16 protein-coding genes and 3 pseudogenes are annotated in these 16,020 nt (G+C 72.4%); 11 read left to right on the top strand and 8 right to left on the bottom strand.

Annotated elements, in window-relative coordinates; all coding sequences use genetic code 11:
- Positions 1-104: 104 nt before the first annotated feature.
- The 5 genes from IPK37_15860 to hflX form a co-directional block, all read right to left on the bottom strand.
- Positions 105-458 (bottom strand): hypothetical protein, encoded by a 354-nt coding sequence (locus IPK37_15860; GenBank protein QQS00330.1) that lies wholly within the window; start codon positions 456-458, stop codon positions 105-107.
- Positions 459-604: 146 nt separating this feature from the next.
- Positions 605-1,048: a VapC toxin family PIN domain ribonuclease gene (locus IPK37_15855; GenBank protein QQS00329.1), complete on the bottom strand. Its 444-nt coding sequence runs from the start codon at positions 1,046-1,048 to the stop codon at positions 605-607.
- The gene (locus IPK37_15850; protein ID QQS00328.1) at positions 1,045-1,299 is read right to left on the bottom strand and encodes a type II toxin-antitoxin system prevent-host-death family antitoxin; all 255 of its coding nucleotides are present in this window, start codon (positions 1,297-1,299) and stop codon (positions 1,045-1,047) included. The genes IPK37_15855 and IPK37_15850 overlap by 4 nt, the downstream gene beginning before the upstream one ends.
- 66 nt (positions 1,300-1,365) lie before the next feature.
- Positions 1,366-2,220 (bottom strand): hypothetical protein, encoded by an 855-nt coding sequence (locus IPK37_15845; protein ID QQS00327.1) that lies wholly within the window; start codon positions 2,218-2,220, stop codon positions 1,366-1,368.
- 61 nt (positions 2,221-2,281) lie between these two features.
- The gene (gene hflX, locus IPK37_15840) at positions 2,282-3,916 is read right to left on the bottom strand and encodes a GTPase HflX (protein ID QQS00326.1); all 1,635 of its coding nucleotides are present in this window, start codon (positions 3,914-3,916) and stop codon (positions 2,282-2,284) included.
- A 199-nt stretch (positions 3,917-4,115) separates the two neighbouring features.
- On the opposite strand from hflX, the gene IPK37_15835 reads away from it, so the two are divergent.
- The 6 genes from IPK37_15835 (at position 4,116) to IPK37_15810 (ending at position 8,460) form a co-directional block, all read left to right on the top strand.
- Positions 4,116-4,925 (top strand): ATP-binding protein, encoded by an 810-nt coding sequence (locus IPK37_15835; protein QQS00325.1) that lies wholly within the window; start codon positions 4,116-4,118, stop codon positions 4,923-4,925.
- 13 nt (positions 4,926-4,938) lie between these two features.
- Positions 4,939-5,187, top strand: a complete 249-nt coding sequence (locus tag IPK37_15830; protein ID QQS00324.1) for a 4Fe-4S binding protein — start codon at positions 4,939-4,941, stop codon at positions 5,185-5,187.
- Positions 5,180-6,271 (top strand): 3-methyl-2-oxobutanoate dehydrogenase subunit VorB, encoded by a 1,092-nt coding sequence (locus tag IPK37_15825; GenBank protein ID QQS00323.1) that lies wholly within the window; start codon positions 5,180-5,182, stop codon positions 6,269-6,271. Before IPK37_15830 ends, IPK37_15825 begins: the two co-directional genes overlap by 8 nt.
- Complete coding sequence (locus IPK37_15820) at positions 6,268-7,017, top strand: 2-oxoglutarate oxidoreductase (protein ID QQS00322.1); 750 nt, start codon at positions 6,268-6,270, stop codon at positions 7,015-7,017. Before IPK37_15825 ends, IPK37_15820 begins: the two co-directional genes overlap by 4 nt.
- 81 nt (positions 7,018-7,098) lie before the next feature.
- Entirely contained in the window at positions 7,099-7,644 is a 546-nt protein-coding gene (locus IPK37_15815; GenBank protein ID QQS02938.1) for a 2-oxoacid:acceptor oxidoreductase family protein, read from the top strand.
- A gap of 111 nt (positions 7,645-7,755) precedes the next feature.
- On the top strand, positions 7,756-8,460 hold the full coding sequence (locus tag IPK37_15810; GenBank protein ID QQS00321.1) for a methyltransferase: 705 nt from the start codon (positions 7,756-7,758) through the stop codon (positions 8,458-8,460).
- 56 nt (positions 8,461-8,516) lie between these two features.
- Here the strand turns inward: IPK37_15810 and IPK37_15805 are convergent, their stop codons facing one another.
- The 3 genes from IPK37_15805 to miaA all read right to left on the bottom strand — a co-directional run bounded on the left by IPK37_15805 (position 8,517) and on the right by miaA (position 11,135).
- Complete coding sequence (locus tag IPK37_15805; GenBank protein ID QQS00320.1) at positions 8,517-9,434, bottom strand: diaminopimelate epimerase; 918 nt, start codon at positions 9,432-9,434, stop codon at positions 8,517-8,519.
- Between the two features lie 17 nt (positions 9,435-9,451).
- Positions 9,452-10,054 carry an NUDIX hydrolase N-terminal domain-containing protein gene (locus IPK37_15800; GenBank protein ID QQS02937.1) on the bottom strand — a complete coding sequence of 201 codons (603 nt, stop codon included), beginning with the start codon at positions 10,052-10,054 and terminating at the stop codon, positions 9,452-9,454.
- Positions 10,055-10,211: 157 nt separating this feature from the next.
- Positions 10,212-11,135 carry a tRNA (adenosine(37)-N6)-dimethylallyltransferase MiaA gene (miaA, locus tag IPK37_15795; protein QQS00319.1) on the bottom strand — a complete coding sequence of 308 codons (924 nt, stop codon included), beginning with the start codon at positions 11,133-11,135 and terminating at the stop codon, positions 10,212-10,214.
- A gap of 458 nt (positions 11,136-11,593) precedes the next feature.
- Here miaA and IPK37_15790 point away from each other — a divergent pair, with 458 nt between their 5' ends.
- The 5 genes and pseudogenes from IPK37_15790 to IPK37_15770 all read left to right on the top strand — a co-directional run bounded on the left by IPK37_15790 (position 11,594) and on the right by IPK37_15770 (position 16,014).
- Positions 11,594-11,779, top strand: coding sequence for an antitoxin (locus tag IPK37_15790; GenBank protein ID QQS00318.1), 186 nt, complete (start codon positions 11,594-11,596; stop codon positions 11,777-11,779).
- Between the two features lie 137 nt (positions 11,780-11,916).
- A pseudogene (locus IPK37_15785) lies at positions 11,917-13,335 on the top strand (3' terminal RNA ribose 2'-O-methyltransferase Hen1).
- A gap of 28 nt (positions 13,336-13,363) precedes the next feature.
- Positions 13,364-14,975, top strand: a pseudogene (locus tag IPK37_15780) (AAA family ATPase).
- Positions 14,976-15,548, top strand: a pseudogene (locus IPK37_15775) (polynucleotide kinase-phosphatase). It abuts the pseudogene before it with no gap.
- Positions 15,547-16,014 carry a hypothetical protein gene (locus IPK37_15770; protein QQS00317.1) on the top strand — a complete coding sequence of 156 codons (468 nt, stop codon included), beginning with the start codon at positions 15,547-15,549 and terminating at the stop codon, positions 16,012-16,014. Before IPK37_15775 ends, IPK37_15770 begins: the two are co-directional and overlap by 2 nt.
- The last annotated feature ends 6 nt before the right edge of the window (positions 16,015-16,020 follow it).

The following is a 16,020-nucleotide window of genomic DNA, read 5'->3' as shown; positions in this document are numbered from 1 at the left end:
ACCATCGCGTCGCCACTGACCGGCGTACCGCGCGACGATCAATACCAGTCGTCGACGACCGAAACGGCGACACACGAGAGGTATTGATCGTCGCCGGAAACGCCTCACGCCAACCAGAGGCCCCCCGTCGCCTCCATCCAGTCGACGATCCGCTCCGTCGTCGCCGGCACGTCCGACTCCGACACGTCCACGGTCAGCGTCGTGAGCCGCGACGCCGCGACCAGGTCCGCCAGCACCTCCTGTTCCCGGACGAACATGTTGAGGTCGTCGTACTGGCTCGGCTTGCCCGAGACCAGCAGCCGCCGCTCCAGCGCGGCCGCGAACGACTCTGGACTACGGGTGAGGAACACCAGCCGGAAGTTCAGCGCGGCCAGCCGGTCCTCCAGCCAGCCGAAGTCGTACCGGCGGCCGTGCGTCATCAGCTGGTAGGCCTGCGTCGAGATGTGGAACCGGTCCACGATCCACGAGTAATACCGCTGCAGCTCGAAGAGCCGCGAGGACGATCTTCGGGACCATTTTGCCGCCCATGGACAGATCGTACGGCGGCCCAGTCCCGTGGTCCGCGCGCCTATCCGAGCAGCCAGACCGGGCAACCGCTCGCCGGTCAACCGTGCGCCGCATGCAGTCGCCCGGCGCGTCCGTCCCGACCGATCTCGAGAACGGGTAGCTCGGGCGCGAGATGGACGACGTCAGCGGGATTGGCTGTGACGAGTACGGCGCCGTGCCGCATCGCCACCGCCGCAATCTGCAGGTCGGTGCCGCGGCCACGCGGTCGACGCCCCGCCCGCTCGGTGAGGTGACAGAGGTAGCCGAAGTGGCCCGCACACGCGTCATCGAACGGGAGCCCGCCACCGAGGGTCGCGCGCGCCACGGCGACCAGTCGCTGGCGCCGCGCCCGCTTGTCGCCGTCGGCCCGCTCCACCCCCCACGCCAGCTCGGCGTAGCTCAACGAGGACAGCGACCACATCCAGGCCTCGGGCAGCCCGGCCAACGACTCCAGCAGGACGATGGCGCTGGTGTCGAGGACCGCGCGGATGCGCGCGGTCACCTCGGGAAGGGATCGGTCATGTCGCCGTCTCGACGGTCGGTCAACAGCTCGTCGAGCCATTCGGTCTGCTCCTGGGCAGCACCCGCCGCGAGCAGCTCGGCTGTTGACACCCAGCGTTGCCGGTCGATCGCCGGTGACAGCACGGCAACGGGACGTCCGGCCACGGTGATCAGGGCTTCCCCGTAGGCCTCGACGTCACCCAGAACCCGGCTCGCGTTCTGGGTGAGCTCCTTGACTCCGACAGTGCGCATAGACCCACGGTACGCCGCGGGTAGAACAAGATCTACCAGGGCACGCCACGCGGATGATCGGTCAGATCAGCTGCCGCCGTCGTAGCGCAGCTCTCCCCCGTCGACCCGCCGCAACATCAGCACCGAATCGCGGTCATCGCCCGGCGCGACCCGGACGGTCCCGGGCCGCCGCCCCACCTCGACGTACCCGCATCGGTCATAGAACCGCGACACCCCGGTGCCGCTGCGATACGCCAGCTCGCACAGCTCGACCCCCGGCAACCCCCGCGCGATTCGGTGCATCCCGGCCATCTGAACCCGGCCGATGTTGCCGCCCTGGGACTCCGGTCGGACCTGGAACCGCGATAGGTGCGCCACGTGCGCGAACAGCGGATTCGCGGCCACATCCCACCAACCGAACCCGAGCAGCGCGGCGTCCGCGTCGCGCGTGGTGACCAGCACGGCCCGGCCCTGCGCCGTCGCGTCGAGCTGCCGTTCCAGCACGGGCCGGATCTGGGCCGCCGTCGCCTCGCGTCGGAAACCCACCGCCCCGCCCGCGGCGACGACCGCGAGCCACACCGTCAGCATCTCCTCCGCGAGCCGCTCGCCCGGCTGGGTGGCGGCGACGACGGGCAGCATCCGGGCGGCGCCCGGGTCGAGGAACCCGCTCGCCGCGGCCACGGCGTTGGGGACGTCCACCACCAGCCGCGCGCGCCCGTCCGGCGCCCACTCCGCGGCCCACGCGGCGACCTCGCGCAGCAGCACCCGCGACGCGCCGTCCATCGGGTCGGGCGCCAGTTCCCAGATGTCGCCGCGGTCGGTCTCGACCACGGTCACCTCGACCGGGATCGGCGGCGAAGGCGCCTCGCCGGCAACGTCATACACGCCGCCATCCGGCGGGACGACGCGGGCCACGGGTACGTCGTGGGTGGTCGAGGTCATCGGTGCGCTGTCGCCTCTCTCGTGTCGGGCTCCGCTCGGTGCTCCCGGGGACCGTGGCGGGCTATTCGGCGTACGGAGTCAGCTGGTCCACGATCGGCGGCGCCACCCGCACGTGCAGGCGGGTGCCCTCGGCCACGTGCTCCTCGGCCAGCACGTCCGCCTCCGTGTGCAAGCGATGCACCAGGTCGCCGCGGTCGTACGGGATGAGCAGCCGCATCTCGATGTCCGGCCGCGGAATCTCGGCCGCGATCCGCTCGACCAACTCAGTCAGGCCGGCACCGGTCCGAGCCGAGACCACCAGCGCGTCCCGTTCGCGACGAACCAGCCGGGCCAGCACTTCGGGGTCGGCGGCGTCGGCCTTGTTGATGACGATGATCTCCCGGGGCCCGGTCCGGATCGGCTCGCCACGCCGGGCGGCGGCGCGGTCCCGCGGATCGGCCGACCAGGCGTCCCTACGCACGGCGGCGGCCGCGCCGGCCTCGCCATCATCGTCCCCCGAGCCGGCCGAACGCAGGTCCACCTTGTCCGCGCCCTCGGCGATGACCTCGGCGAGCACCTCGCGGACCGCCGCGATCTGGCCCTCGGGGTCGGGGTGGCTTCCGTCCACGACGTGCAGCAGCACGTCGGCGTCGGCGACCTCCTCCAGCGTGGACCGGAACGCCTCCACCAGCTGATGCGGCAGGCTGCGCACGAAGCCGACGGTGTCGGAGAGCGTGTAGGGCCGCCCGTCGGGGGTCTCGGCGCGCCGTACGGTCGGGTCCAGCGTCGCGAACAGCGAGTTCTCGACCAGTACGCCGGCGCCGGTGAGCCGGTTGAGCAGCGAGGACTTCCCGGCGTTCGTGTACCCGGCCAGCACCACTGCGGGCACCTGGTTGGCGCGGCGCCCGCTGCGCTTGGTGTCGCGGGTTGTCTTCATCTCGCGGATCTCGCGGCGCAACTTCGCCATCCGCGAGTTGATCCGGCGCCGGTCCAGCTCGATCTTCGTCTCGCCCGGGCCCCGGGAACCGATCCCCGCACCGCCCGCGACCCGGCCACCCGCCTGCCGGGACATCGACTCGCCCCAGCCCCGCAGGCGCGGCAGCAGGTAGCTCAGCTGCGCCAGCTCGACCTGCGCCTTGCCTTCGGCGGACTTGGCGTGCTGGGCGAAGATGTCGAGGATCAGCGCGGTCCGGTCGATCACCTTGACCTTGACGGCGTCCTCCAGCGCGCGCCGCTGGCTCGGGCTCAGCTCCGCGTCGCACACGACCGTGTCGGCGCCCTCGGCGATGACGATGTCGCGCAGCTCCTCGGCCTTGCCGGAACCGAGATACGTCGCCGCGTCCGGCCGGCCCCGCCGCTGCATCACGGCAGCAAGCACCTGGGAGCCGGCCGTCTCGGCGAGCGCCGCCAGCTCGCGCAGCGAGTTCTCGGCGTCCGCGGCGGTGCCCTCGCACCAGACCGCGGCGAGCACGACGCGTTCGAGGCGCAGCGCCCGGTACTCGACCTCGGTGACGTCCTCCAGCTCCGTCGAGAGGCCGGCGACGCGACGCATCGCGGCCCGTTCCTCGCGGTCGAGCTGGTCCCCGTCATAGTCGGTCGTGGGGCCGGCGGCGTCGGCGTACGCGTCCTCCTCGGCCAGTGCGTCGGCGCGCGTGGCGAGGATGTCGGGGAGGTCGGGTCGCTCGGAGAGTTCGGGGGTATCGGAAGGTCGCGTCATGGTCCCCTCAGGGTCGCAGGTACGTCGGGTGCCCGGCCAATCCTTTCCCCGGGACGCGCCGGGCCGCCCCAGGAGTTTTCGTCGTGATGGACGACATCCTCAGAACCGGTGCGGGAGTGATGGCCCCGGCCTACCCTGGAAACACGCCCACAAGGCATCGAACGACGCGCTCACAAGGCGTGGATCGAAAGGCAGGCCAATGACGGCCATCCCGACCAGCAGACCGCCCGACGTACCGCTCCTCCTCCCGGAGGACCGCCCGAAGCGGGCCGCTGCGGCGACGTACCGAACCGCCGCTGCCACCGATCCCACCCGCGCGCGTCCCCCGCAGCCCTCCGCAACGACCGGGACCGTCCGGATCATTGCCGGCCACTACGGCAGCGGGAAGACTGAGGTCGCGGTGTCGCTGGCCATGCGACTCGCCGCCGAGGGCCGCCGCGTGGCTTTGGGCGATCTCGACATCGTCAACCCCTACTTCCGGTCCCGCGAGCGCGCCGACGCGATGGCGGCGACCGGCGTCGCCGTACACAGCTCCTCCCTCGGGCACAACCTCACCCTCGACCTCCCGGCCGTCTCCGCCGCGATCCGCGGCCCCATCGCCGACCCGAGCTGCGACGCGATCCTCGACGTGGGCGGCAACGGGGTCGGGGCCAAGGTGCTCGTCGAGTTCGCGGCCGACCTGCGGCGCCGCGGCTACGAGATGCTCCTGGTCGTCAACGCCTACCGCCCGGAGACCGCAGACGTCGCGGGCGTGCTGCGCCAGCTGCGCACTATCGAGGCCTGGTCGGGGCTGGGTTGCACCGGGTTGATCAGCAACACCCACCTGCTGCGGGACACGACGGCGGCGGACGTGCTCGCCGGCTACCGGCTGACCAAGGCCGTGAGCGCGCAGACGGGCCTGCCTATCGCCTACGTCAGCGCGATCCCGGCCGCCCTGGTGCAGGTCTCGGAGCACCTGGACGGCGAGCGGCTGGAGATCGGGATGTACCTGCGCGAGACCTGGATGTGAGAAGGCGAGGCGAATGGCGACCAAGGGAACGGTGACGTTCGATCACGACGTGTGCAAGGGCTGCGGCCTGTGCGTGTCCGCCTGCGGGGTGCACATCTTGGCCCTCGACGAGGGCGCGATCAACGCCAAGGGCTACCACCCGGTGACGGTGACCGACCCGGAGAAGTGCAACGGCTGCGCCAACTGCGCGGTCATGTGCCCGGACGAGGGCATCGTCGTGGCCAAGGAAAAGGTGGCGCGGGCGGAGGCGACCCATGCCTAAGACGCTGATGAAGGGCAACGAGGTCATCGGCGCGGCGGCGATCAACGCCGGCTGCCGATACTTCTTCGGCTACCCCATCACCCCCCAGACCGAGCTGCCCGAATACATGGCCGCGCACCTGCCCGACGCCGGCGGCGTCTTCGTGCAGGCGGAGTCCGAGGTCGCGGCGATCAACATGGTGTACGGCGCGTCGGGCAGCGGCGCGCGCGTCATGACCAGTTCGTCCTCGCCGGGGATCGCTCTGAAGCAGGAGGGCATCTCCTACATCGCCGGGGCCGAGCTGCCCTGCGTCATCGTCAACATCGTCCGCGGCGGGCCCGGACTCGGCGGCATCCAGCCCGCCCAGTCGGACTACAACCAGGCCACCCGCGGCGGCGGCGACGGGGACTACAAGCTGTTGGTCTACGCCCCGGCCAGCCTGCAGGAGATGGCCGACCTGGTGCAGGTCGCCTTCGACAAGGCCGACTACTACCGCAACCCGGTGATGATCATCGCCGACGGCATGCTCGGCCAGATGATGGAACCGGTCGAGCTGCACGAGCACCAGCCGACCATGGAGCTGCCGCCCAAGGACTGGGCCGCGACCGGCACCGAGGGCAAGCGCCCGCCGAACATCATCAACTCGCTCTATCTCAAGCCCGAGGAGTTGGAGGAACACATCCACGGGCTGTTCCGCAAGTACGAGGAGATGCGCGAGCGGGAGGTCTTGGCGGAGCGCTATCACCTGGAGCCGGACCGGGGCGCCAAGGTCGCGATCGTCGCCTACGGGACGACGGCCCGGATCTGCAAGAGCGCCATCGAGCTGCTGGAGGCCGAGGGCATCAGCGCCGGGCTGCTGCGGCCGATCACGCTCTTCCCGTACCCCATGGACGAGTTCACGTCGCTGCCGGACAGCGTCGAGCACCTCCTCGTGGTGGAGATGAGCATGGGCCAGATGATCGACGACGTCCGCATCGCCAACGAGGGGCGGCTGCCCATCCACTTCGTCGGGCGCACCGGGGGCATGATCCCCAGCCCGAAGCTCGTCGCCGATAAGGTTCGCCAGATTCTCGCCGGATCCCAGCCCGAAGGAGGCGCGCGATGACCGTGGTCTTCGACCGTACGCCGGGGCTGACCAGCGCTCAGACGCACTACTGCCCGGGCTGCACGCACGGGATCGTGCACCGGCTGGTCGCCGAGACGCTCGTCGAACTCGACGTCCTGGGCCGCACCGTCGGCGTGGCGCCGGTGGGCTGCTCGGTGCTCGCGTACGACTACTTCAACTGCGACATGCACGAGGCCGCCCACGGGCGTGCCCCGGCCGTGGCGACGGGGATCAAGCGGGTGCTGCCGGACCGGGTCGTCTTCACGTACCAGGGCGACGGCGACCTCGCCTCGATCGGCACCGGCGAGATCGTGCACGCCGCGCACCGCGGCGAGAAGATCACGACGATCTTCGTCAACAACGCGATCTACGGGATGACCGGCGGGCAGATGGCTCCGACGACCCTGGTCGGGCAGCGTACGACCACCTCGCCGACGGGGCGGGACGCCGCGCTGACCGGCTACCCGCTGAAGATGTCGGAGATGCTCGCGCAGGTGCCGGGCGCGGTGTTCGTCGAGCGGGTCTCGGTGCACAACCCCGTCTACGTGCGCAAGGCCAAGAAGGCGATCCGGCGGGCGTTCGAGGTCCAGCTGGCGGGCGAGGGCTTCGGCATCGTCGAGGTGCTCTCCACCTGTCCGACCAACTGGGGGCTGGAGCCGACCGCCGCGCTGGGTTGGCTGGAGGAGAACATGATTCCCTACTACCCGCTCGGGAACCTGCGCGATCCGGGCAAGCGGGAGGGCTGAGCCGTGGCTGGTGGAGTGCTTGCTGGCGGCGCACGGCGTACCGAGAAGTGCATCCTGGCCGGGTTCGGCGGCCAGGGGATCATGCTGATGGGGCAGCTCCTCGCCCAGGCGGGGATGGACGACGGGCGGTGCGTCAGCTGGCTGCCGTCGTACGGTCCGGAGATGCGCGGCGGCACCGCGAACTGCCAGGTGATCGTCTCCGACCACGACATTCCTTCGCCGATCATCGACGACGACGCGACCAGCGCGATCATCATGAACCGGCCGTCGCTGGCGAAGTTCGCACCGCGCGTCGCCGCCGGGGGCCAGATCCTCGTGAACTCCTCGCTGATCGCGGACCGGGTGGGGCGCGACGACGTCCAGGCCCTGTACGTGCCCGGCAACGACATCGCCAACGAGCTCGGCGACCTCAAGATGACGAACATGGTGATCCTGGGCGCGTTCGTGGCGGCGACGGGCTGCGTCAGCGCGGACGCGGTGCTGGCCGCGCTGGAGCACAAGCTCGGCGAGCGCAAGGGGCACCTGATGGCGGCCAACCGGGCGGCGTTCGCCCGCGGGGCCGAGTGCGCGCTGGCGGCGGCGCCGGACGCTGGGGCGCTGGAAGCTGCAGTGCTGGCCACGCCGTAGTGTCCTCGCGTGCGGCTGCCCGGGTCGCGACGTGCGGCGATTTATGATGTGTCGCATGGTCCGGGCGGGGTGGCAGGCGGGGGCGACTCGACCGTACGGCGGGTGCCGGCGATGACCGAGTCCTCGTCCCGGCCGGCCCTGCACGCGGTCGGGGACGCTCCAGCGGCTCGGCAGGCGGAGGGTTCGGCGGCACACTACTTCAGCGCCCAGCCGAGCTCGGCGGAGGAGCGTCGTCAGCTCTCCGTGCGGCTGGCCGGACGCGAGCTGCCGGTGTGGACGGCCAACGGGGTGTTCTCCCAGGACCGGCTCGATCTCGGGACGTCGGTGCTGCTGCAGGAGGCACCCGAGCCCCCCGCGCGGGGGAACCTGTTGGATCTCGGCTGCGGCTGGGGCCCGGTCGCGTTGACGATGGCGTTGCTCGCGCCGGCCGCCACGGTGTGGGCGGTCGACGTCAACGAGCGCGCGCTGGCCCTGACGGAGGCGAACGCGCGGGCGCACGGGCTCGCGGGAGTGCGTGCCGTGCTGCCGGACGACGTGCCGGCGGACGTGGCGTTCGACGCGATCTGGTCCAACCCGCCGATCCGGATCGGGAAGGCCGCCCTGCATGAGCTGCTGCTGCAGTGGTTGCCACGGTTAGCACCCGACGGCACGGCGTACCTCGTCGTGCAGCGCAACCTCGGCGCCGACTCGCTACTGCCCTGGCTGGCGGGGACGTTGGGGGCGGGGTACGCCGTCGAGAAGTACGCCTCCGCCAAGGGTTTCCGCGTGCTGCGGGTCCACCGCCCGGCCCCGGCCCCTCTACCCGACCCGGCCTAACCCGACCCTGCCGAACCCGCGCCGGGCCCTTGACCCGACTCGGCCGGGATACACCTCTAGGTGAGGTGGTACTGGCCGTCCGCGACCAGGCGGGCCGGGCCGAGCAGCTCCACCTCGCCGCCCGGGAGCGCCGTGACCTGCACCGTGCCACCGGGCAGGTCGACCCGCCAGCTCTCGTTGTCCGCCGGCGCGCCGCTCCAGAGCATGAACGCCAGCGCCGTCGCGCAGGCGCCCGTCCCGCACGACCGGGTCTCCCCTACGCCGCGCTCGTGGACCCGCATCTGCAGGTGTCCGGGCCCGAGCGGCTGCGCCAGCTCCACGTTCGTACCCGCCGGCGGCTGGGGATTGACCAGGGGCGCGGTGGTGAGGTCCAGCGCCATCAGGTCCGCGTCCTCGGGCAGGGCGACGACCGTGTGCGGGTTGCCGAGATCCATGGACAGCGCCGGCAGCGGGTCGAGCCCGCGCACCGCGACCAGCGCGTCGTGCCCCGCCGCCGCGAGCGCACCCGGGTCGACGACACGCCAGCGGCCCAGGTTCACGGCGTACCGCTCCCCCTCGACGTACGACCCACCCGGGCTGGCCCCCTCGACCCGCACCCGCTTCACGCCCGCGCGCGTGGCGAGCGCGAACTCCACACCCTCGACCAGGCGCTCGCGGCGCACGTACGCGGCGAGCACCCGCGTCCCGTTGCCGCACATCTCGGCGAGCGAGCCGTCGGCGTTGCGGTAGTCCATGAACCACTCGGCCTCGCCGGCCTGGGCCCGCACGTCGGCCTCGTCGGCCGCGGCCGCCCGCACCACCCGGATCACGCCGTCCGCGCCGAGGCCGGACCGGCGGTCGGCGAGCCGCCGAACCAGGGCGTCGTCGAGCCCACGCAGGCCGTCCAGGTCGGGGACGAGCACGAAGTCGTTCTCGGTGCCGTGGCCCTTGGTGAACGGCAGCGCGGGAGACGAGGCGGCTGGCTGGGCGGTCACGGAGCTAGTGTCGCAGGTCAGTCGACGTGCGCGGGGCCGGGGTCGCGCCAGTGCCGGTGCAGCAGGCGGATCTGCTCCGGGACGATCCGCGACCGCGACAGCTCCGGCAGGTCGTCCACGGCGAACCACCCGACGCCGCCGGTCTCGATGCTCGTGTAGGCGTCAGACAGCGGCTCGAGGGCGTCGCACACGAAGAACAGCTTGAACACGTGGACGTCGAACGGCGGCTCGTGTCCCCAGGCCTCCCGGTCGCAGACCGCGGCGAGGTGCCGGGCGCGCACCCGCAGCCCGGCCTCCTCGAAGACCTCCCGTTCGATCGCGCCCGTCGGGGTGTCGAGGACGTCGCACCAGCCGCCGGGCAGGGTCCACCGGCCATCGTCGTGCAGCTCCTGGACGAGCAGGACCCGGCCGGCCTCGTCGAACACCGCGCCGCGCACGTCCACCTTGGGTGTCGCGTACCCGGCCGTGGCGGCGACCCGCGGTTCGTACGGCGGGAGCGGCCCGGCGGCCACCAGTCCCATCAGCTCGCCGGCCAGCGCCCCGATGCGGTGCAGCCGCTGGGCGTCGAAGTCGTTGCCGCAAAAGGCCAGTCCCGACTGGGAATGGGCCGTCAGCTCCATCGCGATCCGGCGGATCGCGTCGGACGCGTCGGGTGAATCGGGGGCAGCGGGTACGTCGGGGGCCGCGGGTACGTCCAGTGCGTCAGATGCCTCGGCGGCGTCGCCGTCACGCGGCGTGAATGGGCTCTGCGGATGCGGGTCGGTCACGCTGCCGAGGCTACGCGAGGCGGTCCAGGGCCGCCGCGAGCAGGTCGGCCCCGGCGGCCCCGGTGGCCCCGGCTGCCTCGGCGTCCAGCCAGCGCACCCGCGGGTCGGCACCGAACCACGACTCCTGGCGCCGCGCGAGCCGCCGGGTGGCGCGGGCGGTGTCCGCGATGGCCTCGGCCTCGGTGACGTCTCCCCGGAGCTGGGCGAGCGCCTGGGCGTACCCCACCGCGCGCGAGGCCGTCCGGGTGTCCGCCAGACCGCGCGCCGCCAAGCCACGCACCTCGTCGAGGAGCCCGTCGCGCCACATCCGGGCGGCGCGGGCCTCGATGCGCCCGTCCAGTTCGGCCCGGTCCAGGCGGAGGCCGAGCTGGACGGTCGGAAGCACGTACTCCCGGCGCGGCATCGTCGCCGAGAACGGCGCCCCGGTCAGCTCGATGACCTCCAGGGCCCGCACGATGCGGCGCCCGTTCCGAGGGTCGATGGCGGCGGCCGCGACCGAGTCACGGCGCCCCAGCTCGGCGTACAACTCGGCCACCCCCCGCTCGGCGAGCCGGGCCTCCCAGGCGGCCCGCACGGCGGGCTCCGTCGGGGGGATCTGCAGCACGTCGAGCGCGGCCCGGACGTAGAGCCCGGAGCCGCCGCAAACGATCGGGCTGCGCCCCCGCGCCAGGACCGCATCGATATCAGCGCGGGCCTCGCGCTGATATGCGGCCACCGAAGCGTCCTGCGTGATGTCAAGAACGTCCAGCTGGTGGTGGGCGATGCCCCGCCGCTGGCCCGGCGCGAGCTTGGCGGTGCCGATGTCCATCCCGCGATAGAGCTGACTCGCGTCGGCGTTGACGACCTCGCCGCCCAGCCGCTCGGCGAGCGCGAGCGCCAGGTCCGACTTGCCGGTCGCGGTCGGGCCGACGACCGCCACGACACGCGCGGGCATGGGGCTCCTTCCGGGAATGCTCCGGGCTGCTTCGGGGGCTGCTTCTGGGGCCTGCTCCCGGACCCGTTGTGGACCGCTGCCGAGCGGCCGAGAGGGCCGGGAACGACCTCTACCGTACGTCGGGCGCGGCGGCGGACCCCACGGCAGCAGGACGGCGCCCGGTTCGCCACCGAACACCGCGCGGGCGCCGCGCGAGCGCCGCGGATCGGGCGATCAGGTGATTCGCGGCATTTCGGGCGCAACCCTGTTGAGCAGCACGTTCACCGGCTTGTCGACCGAGTGGATCTCAGGTGCCGAGAAAAACCGGGATTGGGCATGCAACATTGCGGGCCTTGCGGCGATGGTCGAAGGGAGGCACCACCCCCCCCTGAGGGCGGCCTCACCGACCGGCCCGAGGTCGCGTCGGAGCCACGCCCCGCGCACCCGCCGGGGCGTGACCACCGAGCAGGGAGAACGACATGGGCATCTTCGACAGCGCCAAGGAAAAGCTCGGCCAGCTCAGCAAGAACGAGGGCACAACCGACCAGGGCCTGGACAAGGCCTCGGAGGCCGCCAAGGGTCGCCTTGAGGGTCACGACGAGCACATCGACAAGGCCCGCGAGATGGCCGACGGTCGCCTCGGCGACGAGGGCCAGCCGGCCTGAGCATCGCCCCATATGCCCGAAAGGGGCTTGGTTCCTCCGGGAACCGAGCCCCGTTCTGGTCTTGTCAGAGGTCGACACGGCGAACCGACCCGAAATACCGACGCCGACGGGCCGTTGCCTGACGCACACTGTTCGGCGTGTTGCTGATCGTTTCCACCACCCACCGCCCCGCCACAGACCTGGGCTTTCTGTTGCACAAGCACCCGGGGCGGGTCCAGGAGTTCCGGCAGTCGTTCGGCGCGGCCGTGATCTTCTACCCGGAGGCTGACGAGGAGCGCTGTACGGCGGCGCTGCTGCTCGACGTCGACCCGGTGCGGCTGGCCCGGTCCCGCCCGCGCAATGCCCCGGACTCCAGCTTGGCGCAGTACGTCAACGACCGCCCGTACGCCGCGTCGTCCCTGCTCGCCTTGGCCCTCGGCGACGTCTTCAGCACCGCCCGGGGCGGACGCTGCGCCGCGCGGCCCGACCTGCCCGCGCAGCCGCTGCCGCTGCGCATCGAGATCCCGGTCCTGCCCTGTCGCGGCGGGCCGGACCTGGCCCGGCGTCTGTTCGCCCCGCTCGGCTGGGACGTCACCGCGACGCCGATCCCGCTGGACCCGCAGTTCCCGCAGTGGGGTGATTCCCGATACGTGGATCTCGCGCTCACGGGCACGCTGCGGCTCGCCGATGCGCTGAACCAGCTCTACGTGCTGCTCCCGGCGCTCGATGAGTCCAAGCACTACTGGCAAGGCGCCGACGAGGTCGACAAGCTGATGCGCTCCGGGGCGGGCTGGCTCGCCGACCACCCGGATCGCGACCTCATCGCCCGCCGGTACCTGGGTCGCCACGGTGGCCTCGCCCGGCTCGCTCTCGACCGCCTGACCGAGCTCGACGACGCCCTCCCCGAGGACGAGGTCACCGAGCCGGAGGACCCACAGTCGGAGGGCACCACGAAAGGGTCCGACGCGCCGGTCGCGTCCAGGCCGCTGAACGCACACCGACAGGACGCCGTCCGCGACGTGCTGCGTCAGCTGGGCGCCACCTCCGTCATCGACCTGGGTTGCGGTCCGGGGCACCTCCTGGCCCGGTGCTCAGCGAGGCCCAGTTCACGCGCCTGGCGGGCTGCGACGTCTCGACGCGCTCACTGAAGAAAGCAGCGCGGCGGTTTGCGCCTGGACGAGCTCAGCGACCGCCAGCGGTCCCGGATCGAGCTCTTCCAGGGTGCGCTCACGTACGAGGATGCCCGCTTCGCGGGGTACGACGCGGCGGTCCTCATGGAGGTCATCGAGCATGTCGACGAGGCTCGGCTCGGGGCGCTGGAGCGCGTGGTGTTTGGCGCGGCCCGGCCCCGCGCGGTGGTCGTGACCACCCCCAACCGCGAGTACAACGCCCGCTACCCGAATCTCGCCGGCCTGCGGCACCGGGACCATCGCTTCGAGTGGGACAGGGCGGCCTTCGAGCGGTGGAGCGCGGTGGTGGCCACGTCGTACGGCTATCGCGCGACGCACGCCGGCGTCGGCGACACCGACCCGGCCCTCGGCGCACCCACCCAGCTGGCGGTGTTCACCCGTGACTGACCCGCACCCGGCCCTGTCCGTCCCCGCGATGGGCCTCGTGGTCCTCGTGGGCGTCTCCGGCAGCGGCAAGTCCACGTTCGCCGCGCGCCACTTCCGCCCCACCGAGGTCGTCTCCAGCGACTTCTGCCGGTGCCTGGTCGCGGACGACGAGAACGACCAGACCGCCACCCCCGACGCCTTCGACGTGCTGCATTACATCGTGGGGACGCGGCTGCGCCGGGGGTTGCTCACCGTCGTCGACGCGACCAACACGCAGGCCAAGGCCCGCGCCGGGCTGGTCGCGCTCGCCCGCGCGCACGACGTCCTCGTGGACGCGATCGTCTTCGACGTGCCGGCGGCGGTGGCCGTACGCCGCAACGCGGCCCGACCCGACCGCGACTTCGGCGGGCGCGTCGTCGAGCGGCAGCACCACGACCTGCGACGGTCCCTCGCGCACCTGCTCAAGGAGGGCTTCCGCCGGGTCCACGTCCTGCGCGGCGTGGACCAGATCGAGGCCGCGACCATTGTCCGGGAGCCGTCCTGGCCCGACCACCGCCACCTGACCGGGCCCTTCGACATCATCGGCGACGTGCACGGCTGCCTCGGCGAGCTGATCACGCTGCTGACGCGGCTCGGCTGGCAGATCGAGAGGGACGGCGCCGGGGTGGTCGTCTCCGCCGCCCATCCGCTGGGCCGGACCGCGGTGTTCCTCGGCGACCTCGTCGACCGCGGACCGAACGTGACCGGGGTGCTGCGGCTGGCGATGGGGATGGTCGCCGCGGGGACGGCGCTGACGATCACGGGCAACCACGAGGCCAAGCTGGTGCGCGCCCTCAAGGGGGCGAACGTGCGCGTGTCGCACGGGCTTGCCGAGTCGCTGCAGCAGCTTGACGGGGAGGACGAGCAGTTCCGCGCCGATGCCCTGCAGTTCATGACCGAGCTGGTCAGCCACTACGTCCTCGACGGCGGCCGATTGGTCGTCGCGCACGCCGGGCTGCCGCAGGCCTATCACGGCCGATCGTCGCGGCGGGTGCGGGCGTTCTCGCTGTACGGGCGACACGACGGGCGAGACCGACGAATACGGGCTGCCGGTGCGCTATCCCTGGGCGCGCGACTACCGCGGCGCGGCCGTCGTGGCGTACGGCCACACGCCCACCCCGCGGGCCGAGTGGGTCAACAACACGATCTGCCTGGACACCGGCGCCGTCTTCGGCGGGGCGCTCACCGCGCTGCGCTACCCCGAGCGCGAGATCGTCTCGGTCCCGGCGGAGCGGGAGTGGTACGCGCCGGTGCGCCCGCTGACCGCTGCCGTGGGCGGCCAAGCGGATTCGTGCGCCGGGCCGTCGGGCGCCGGGCCGGCGGGCGCAGGCGCGGAGGGGGGTTTTGGCGCCGATGCGAACGGTGGGCGCGAGCCGGACGCCGGGCGCGAGCCGGACGCCCGTCGCGAACCCGACGCGGGGCGCGAGCCGGCCGTGCTGCGGATCGACGACGTGGTCGGCACCCGCTGGCTGAGCAGCCCGCACGCCGGGAAGGTGAAGATCGAACAGGAGAACGCCGCGGCGGCGTTGGAGGTCATGAGCCGGTACGCCGTCGACCCGCGCCGGCTCATCTACCTGCCGCCGACGATGTCGCCGGCGGCCGCCGCGCCGCCCGGGCCCTAACTGGAGCACCCCGAGCAGGCCTTCGACCAGTACGCCGAGTGGGGCGAGAGCCGCGTCGTCTGCGAGGAGAAACACATGGGCTCGCGGGCCATCGTGGTTCTGACCCGCGACGAGGCCGCCGCGGAGCACCACTTCGGCGTGGCCGACGGCTCGCTGGGCGCCGTGTACACGCGCACCGGCCGGCCGTTCTTCGCCGAGGCGGCGCAACACCGGGAGCTGGTCCGCCGGCTGCTGGGCTCCACGGCCGGGCTTTTCGACGCGCTGGAGTCGTCGTGGCTGGCCCTGGACTGCGAGCTGCTGCCCTGGTCGGCCAAGGCCGACGGGCTCATCCGGGATCAATACGCTTCGGTCGGAGCCGCCGCGACGTACGCCCTGCCTGCCGCAGCCGCGCTGCTGGAACAGGCCCGCGAGCGCGGACTCGACGTGGGGGGTCGGCTGGACCACGTGCGGGCGCGCCTGGCCAACGCCGCGGCCTACCGCGCGGCGTACGCCGCCTACTGCCGCCCGACCGACGGCCTCGACGGGATCACGCTGGCGCCGTTCCAGATCCTCGCCGCCCAGGGGCGGGTGCTTGGCCCTCACCGAGCCCCACGAGTGGCACCTCGATCGGCTCGCCACCCTGACCGACCCGCTGATCACCCCGACCCGCGCCCGCGTGGTCGACCTGACGTCGTCGGCCGACCGCGCGGCGGGCGTGCAGTGGTGGCTGGACCGCACCGCGGCCGGCGGCGAGGGCATGGTGGTCAAGCCGGCCTCCGCGCCGGCCGAGCGTGTCGGGCGGCCACGGCGGGTCCAGCCGGGGTTGAAGGTGCGCGGCCGGGAGTACCTGCGCCTGATCTACGGTCCCGACTACCTGGACTCGCTCGACGTGCTGCGCGACCGGAACCTCGGCCGCAAGCGGCAGCTCGCGCTCCGCGAGCATGGGTTGGGGCTGGACGCGCTGGAGGGGTTCGTCGCGTGGGCGCCGCTGTGGCAGGTGCACCAGGCGGTGTTCGCCGTGCTGGCCCTGGAGTCCGAGCCGGTCGACCCGCGGCTCTAGACCCGG

This window comes from Austwickia sp., assembly GCA_016699675.1.
Lineage (GTDB): Bacteria > Actinomycetota > Actinomycetes > Actinomycetales > Dermatophilaceae > Austwickia.
This window is presented reverse-complemented; position numbering and strand designations above follow the sequence as displayed.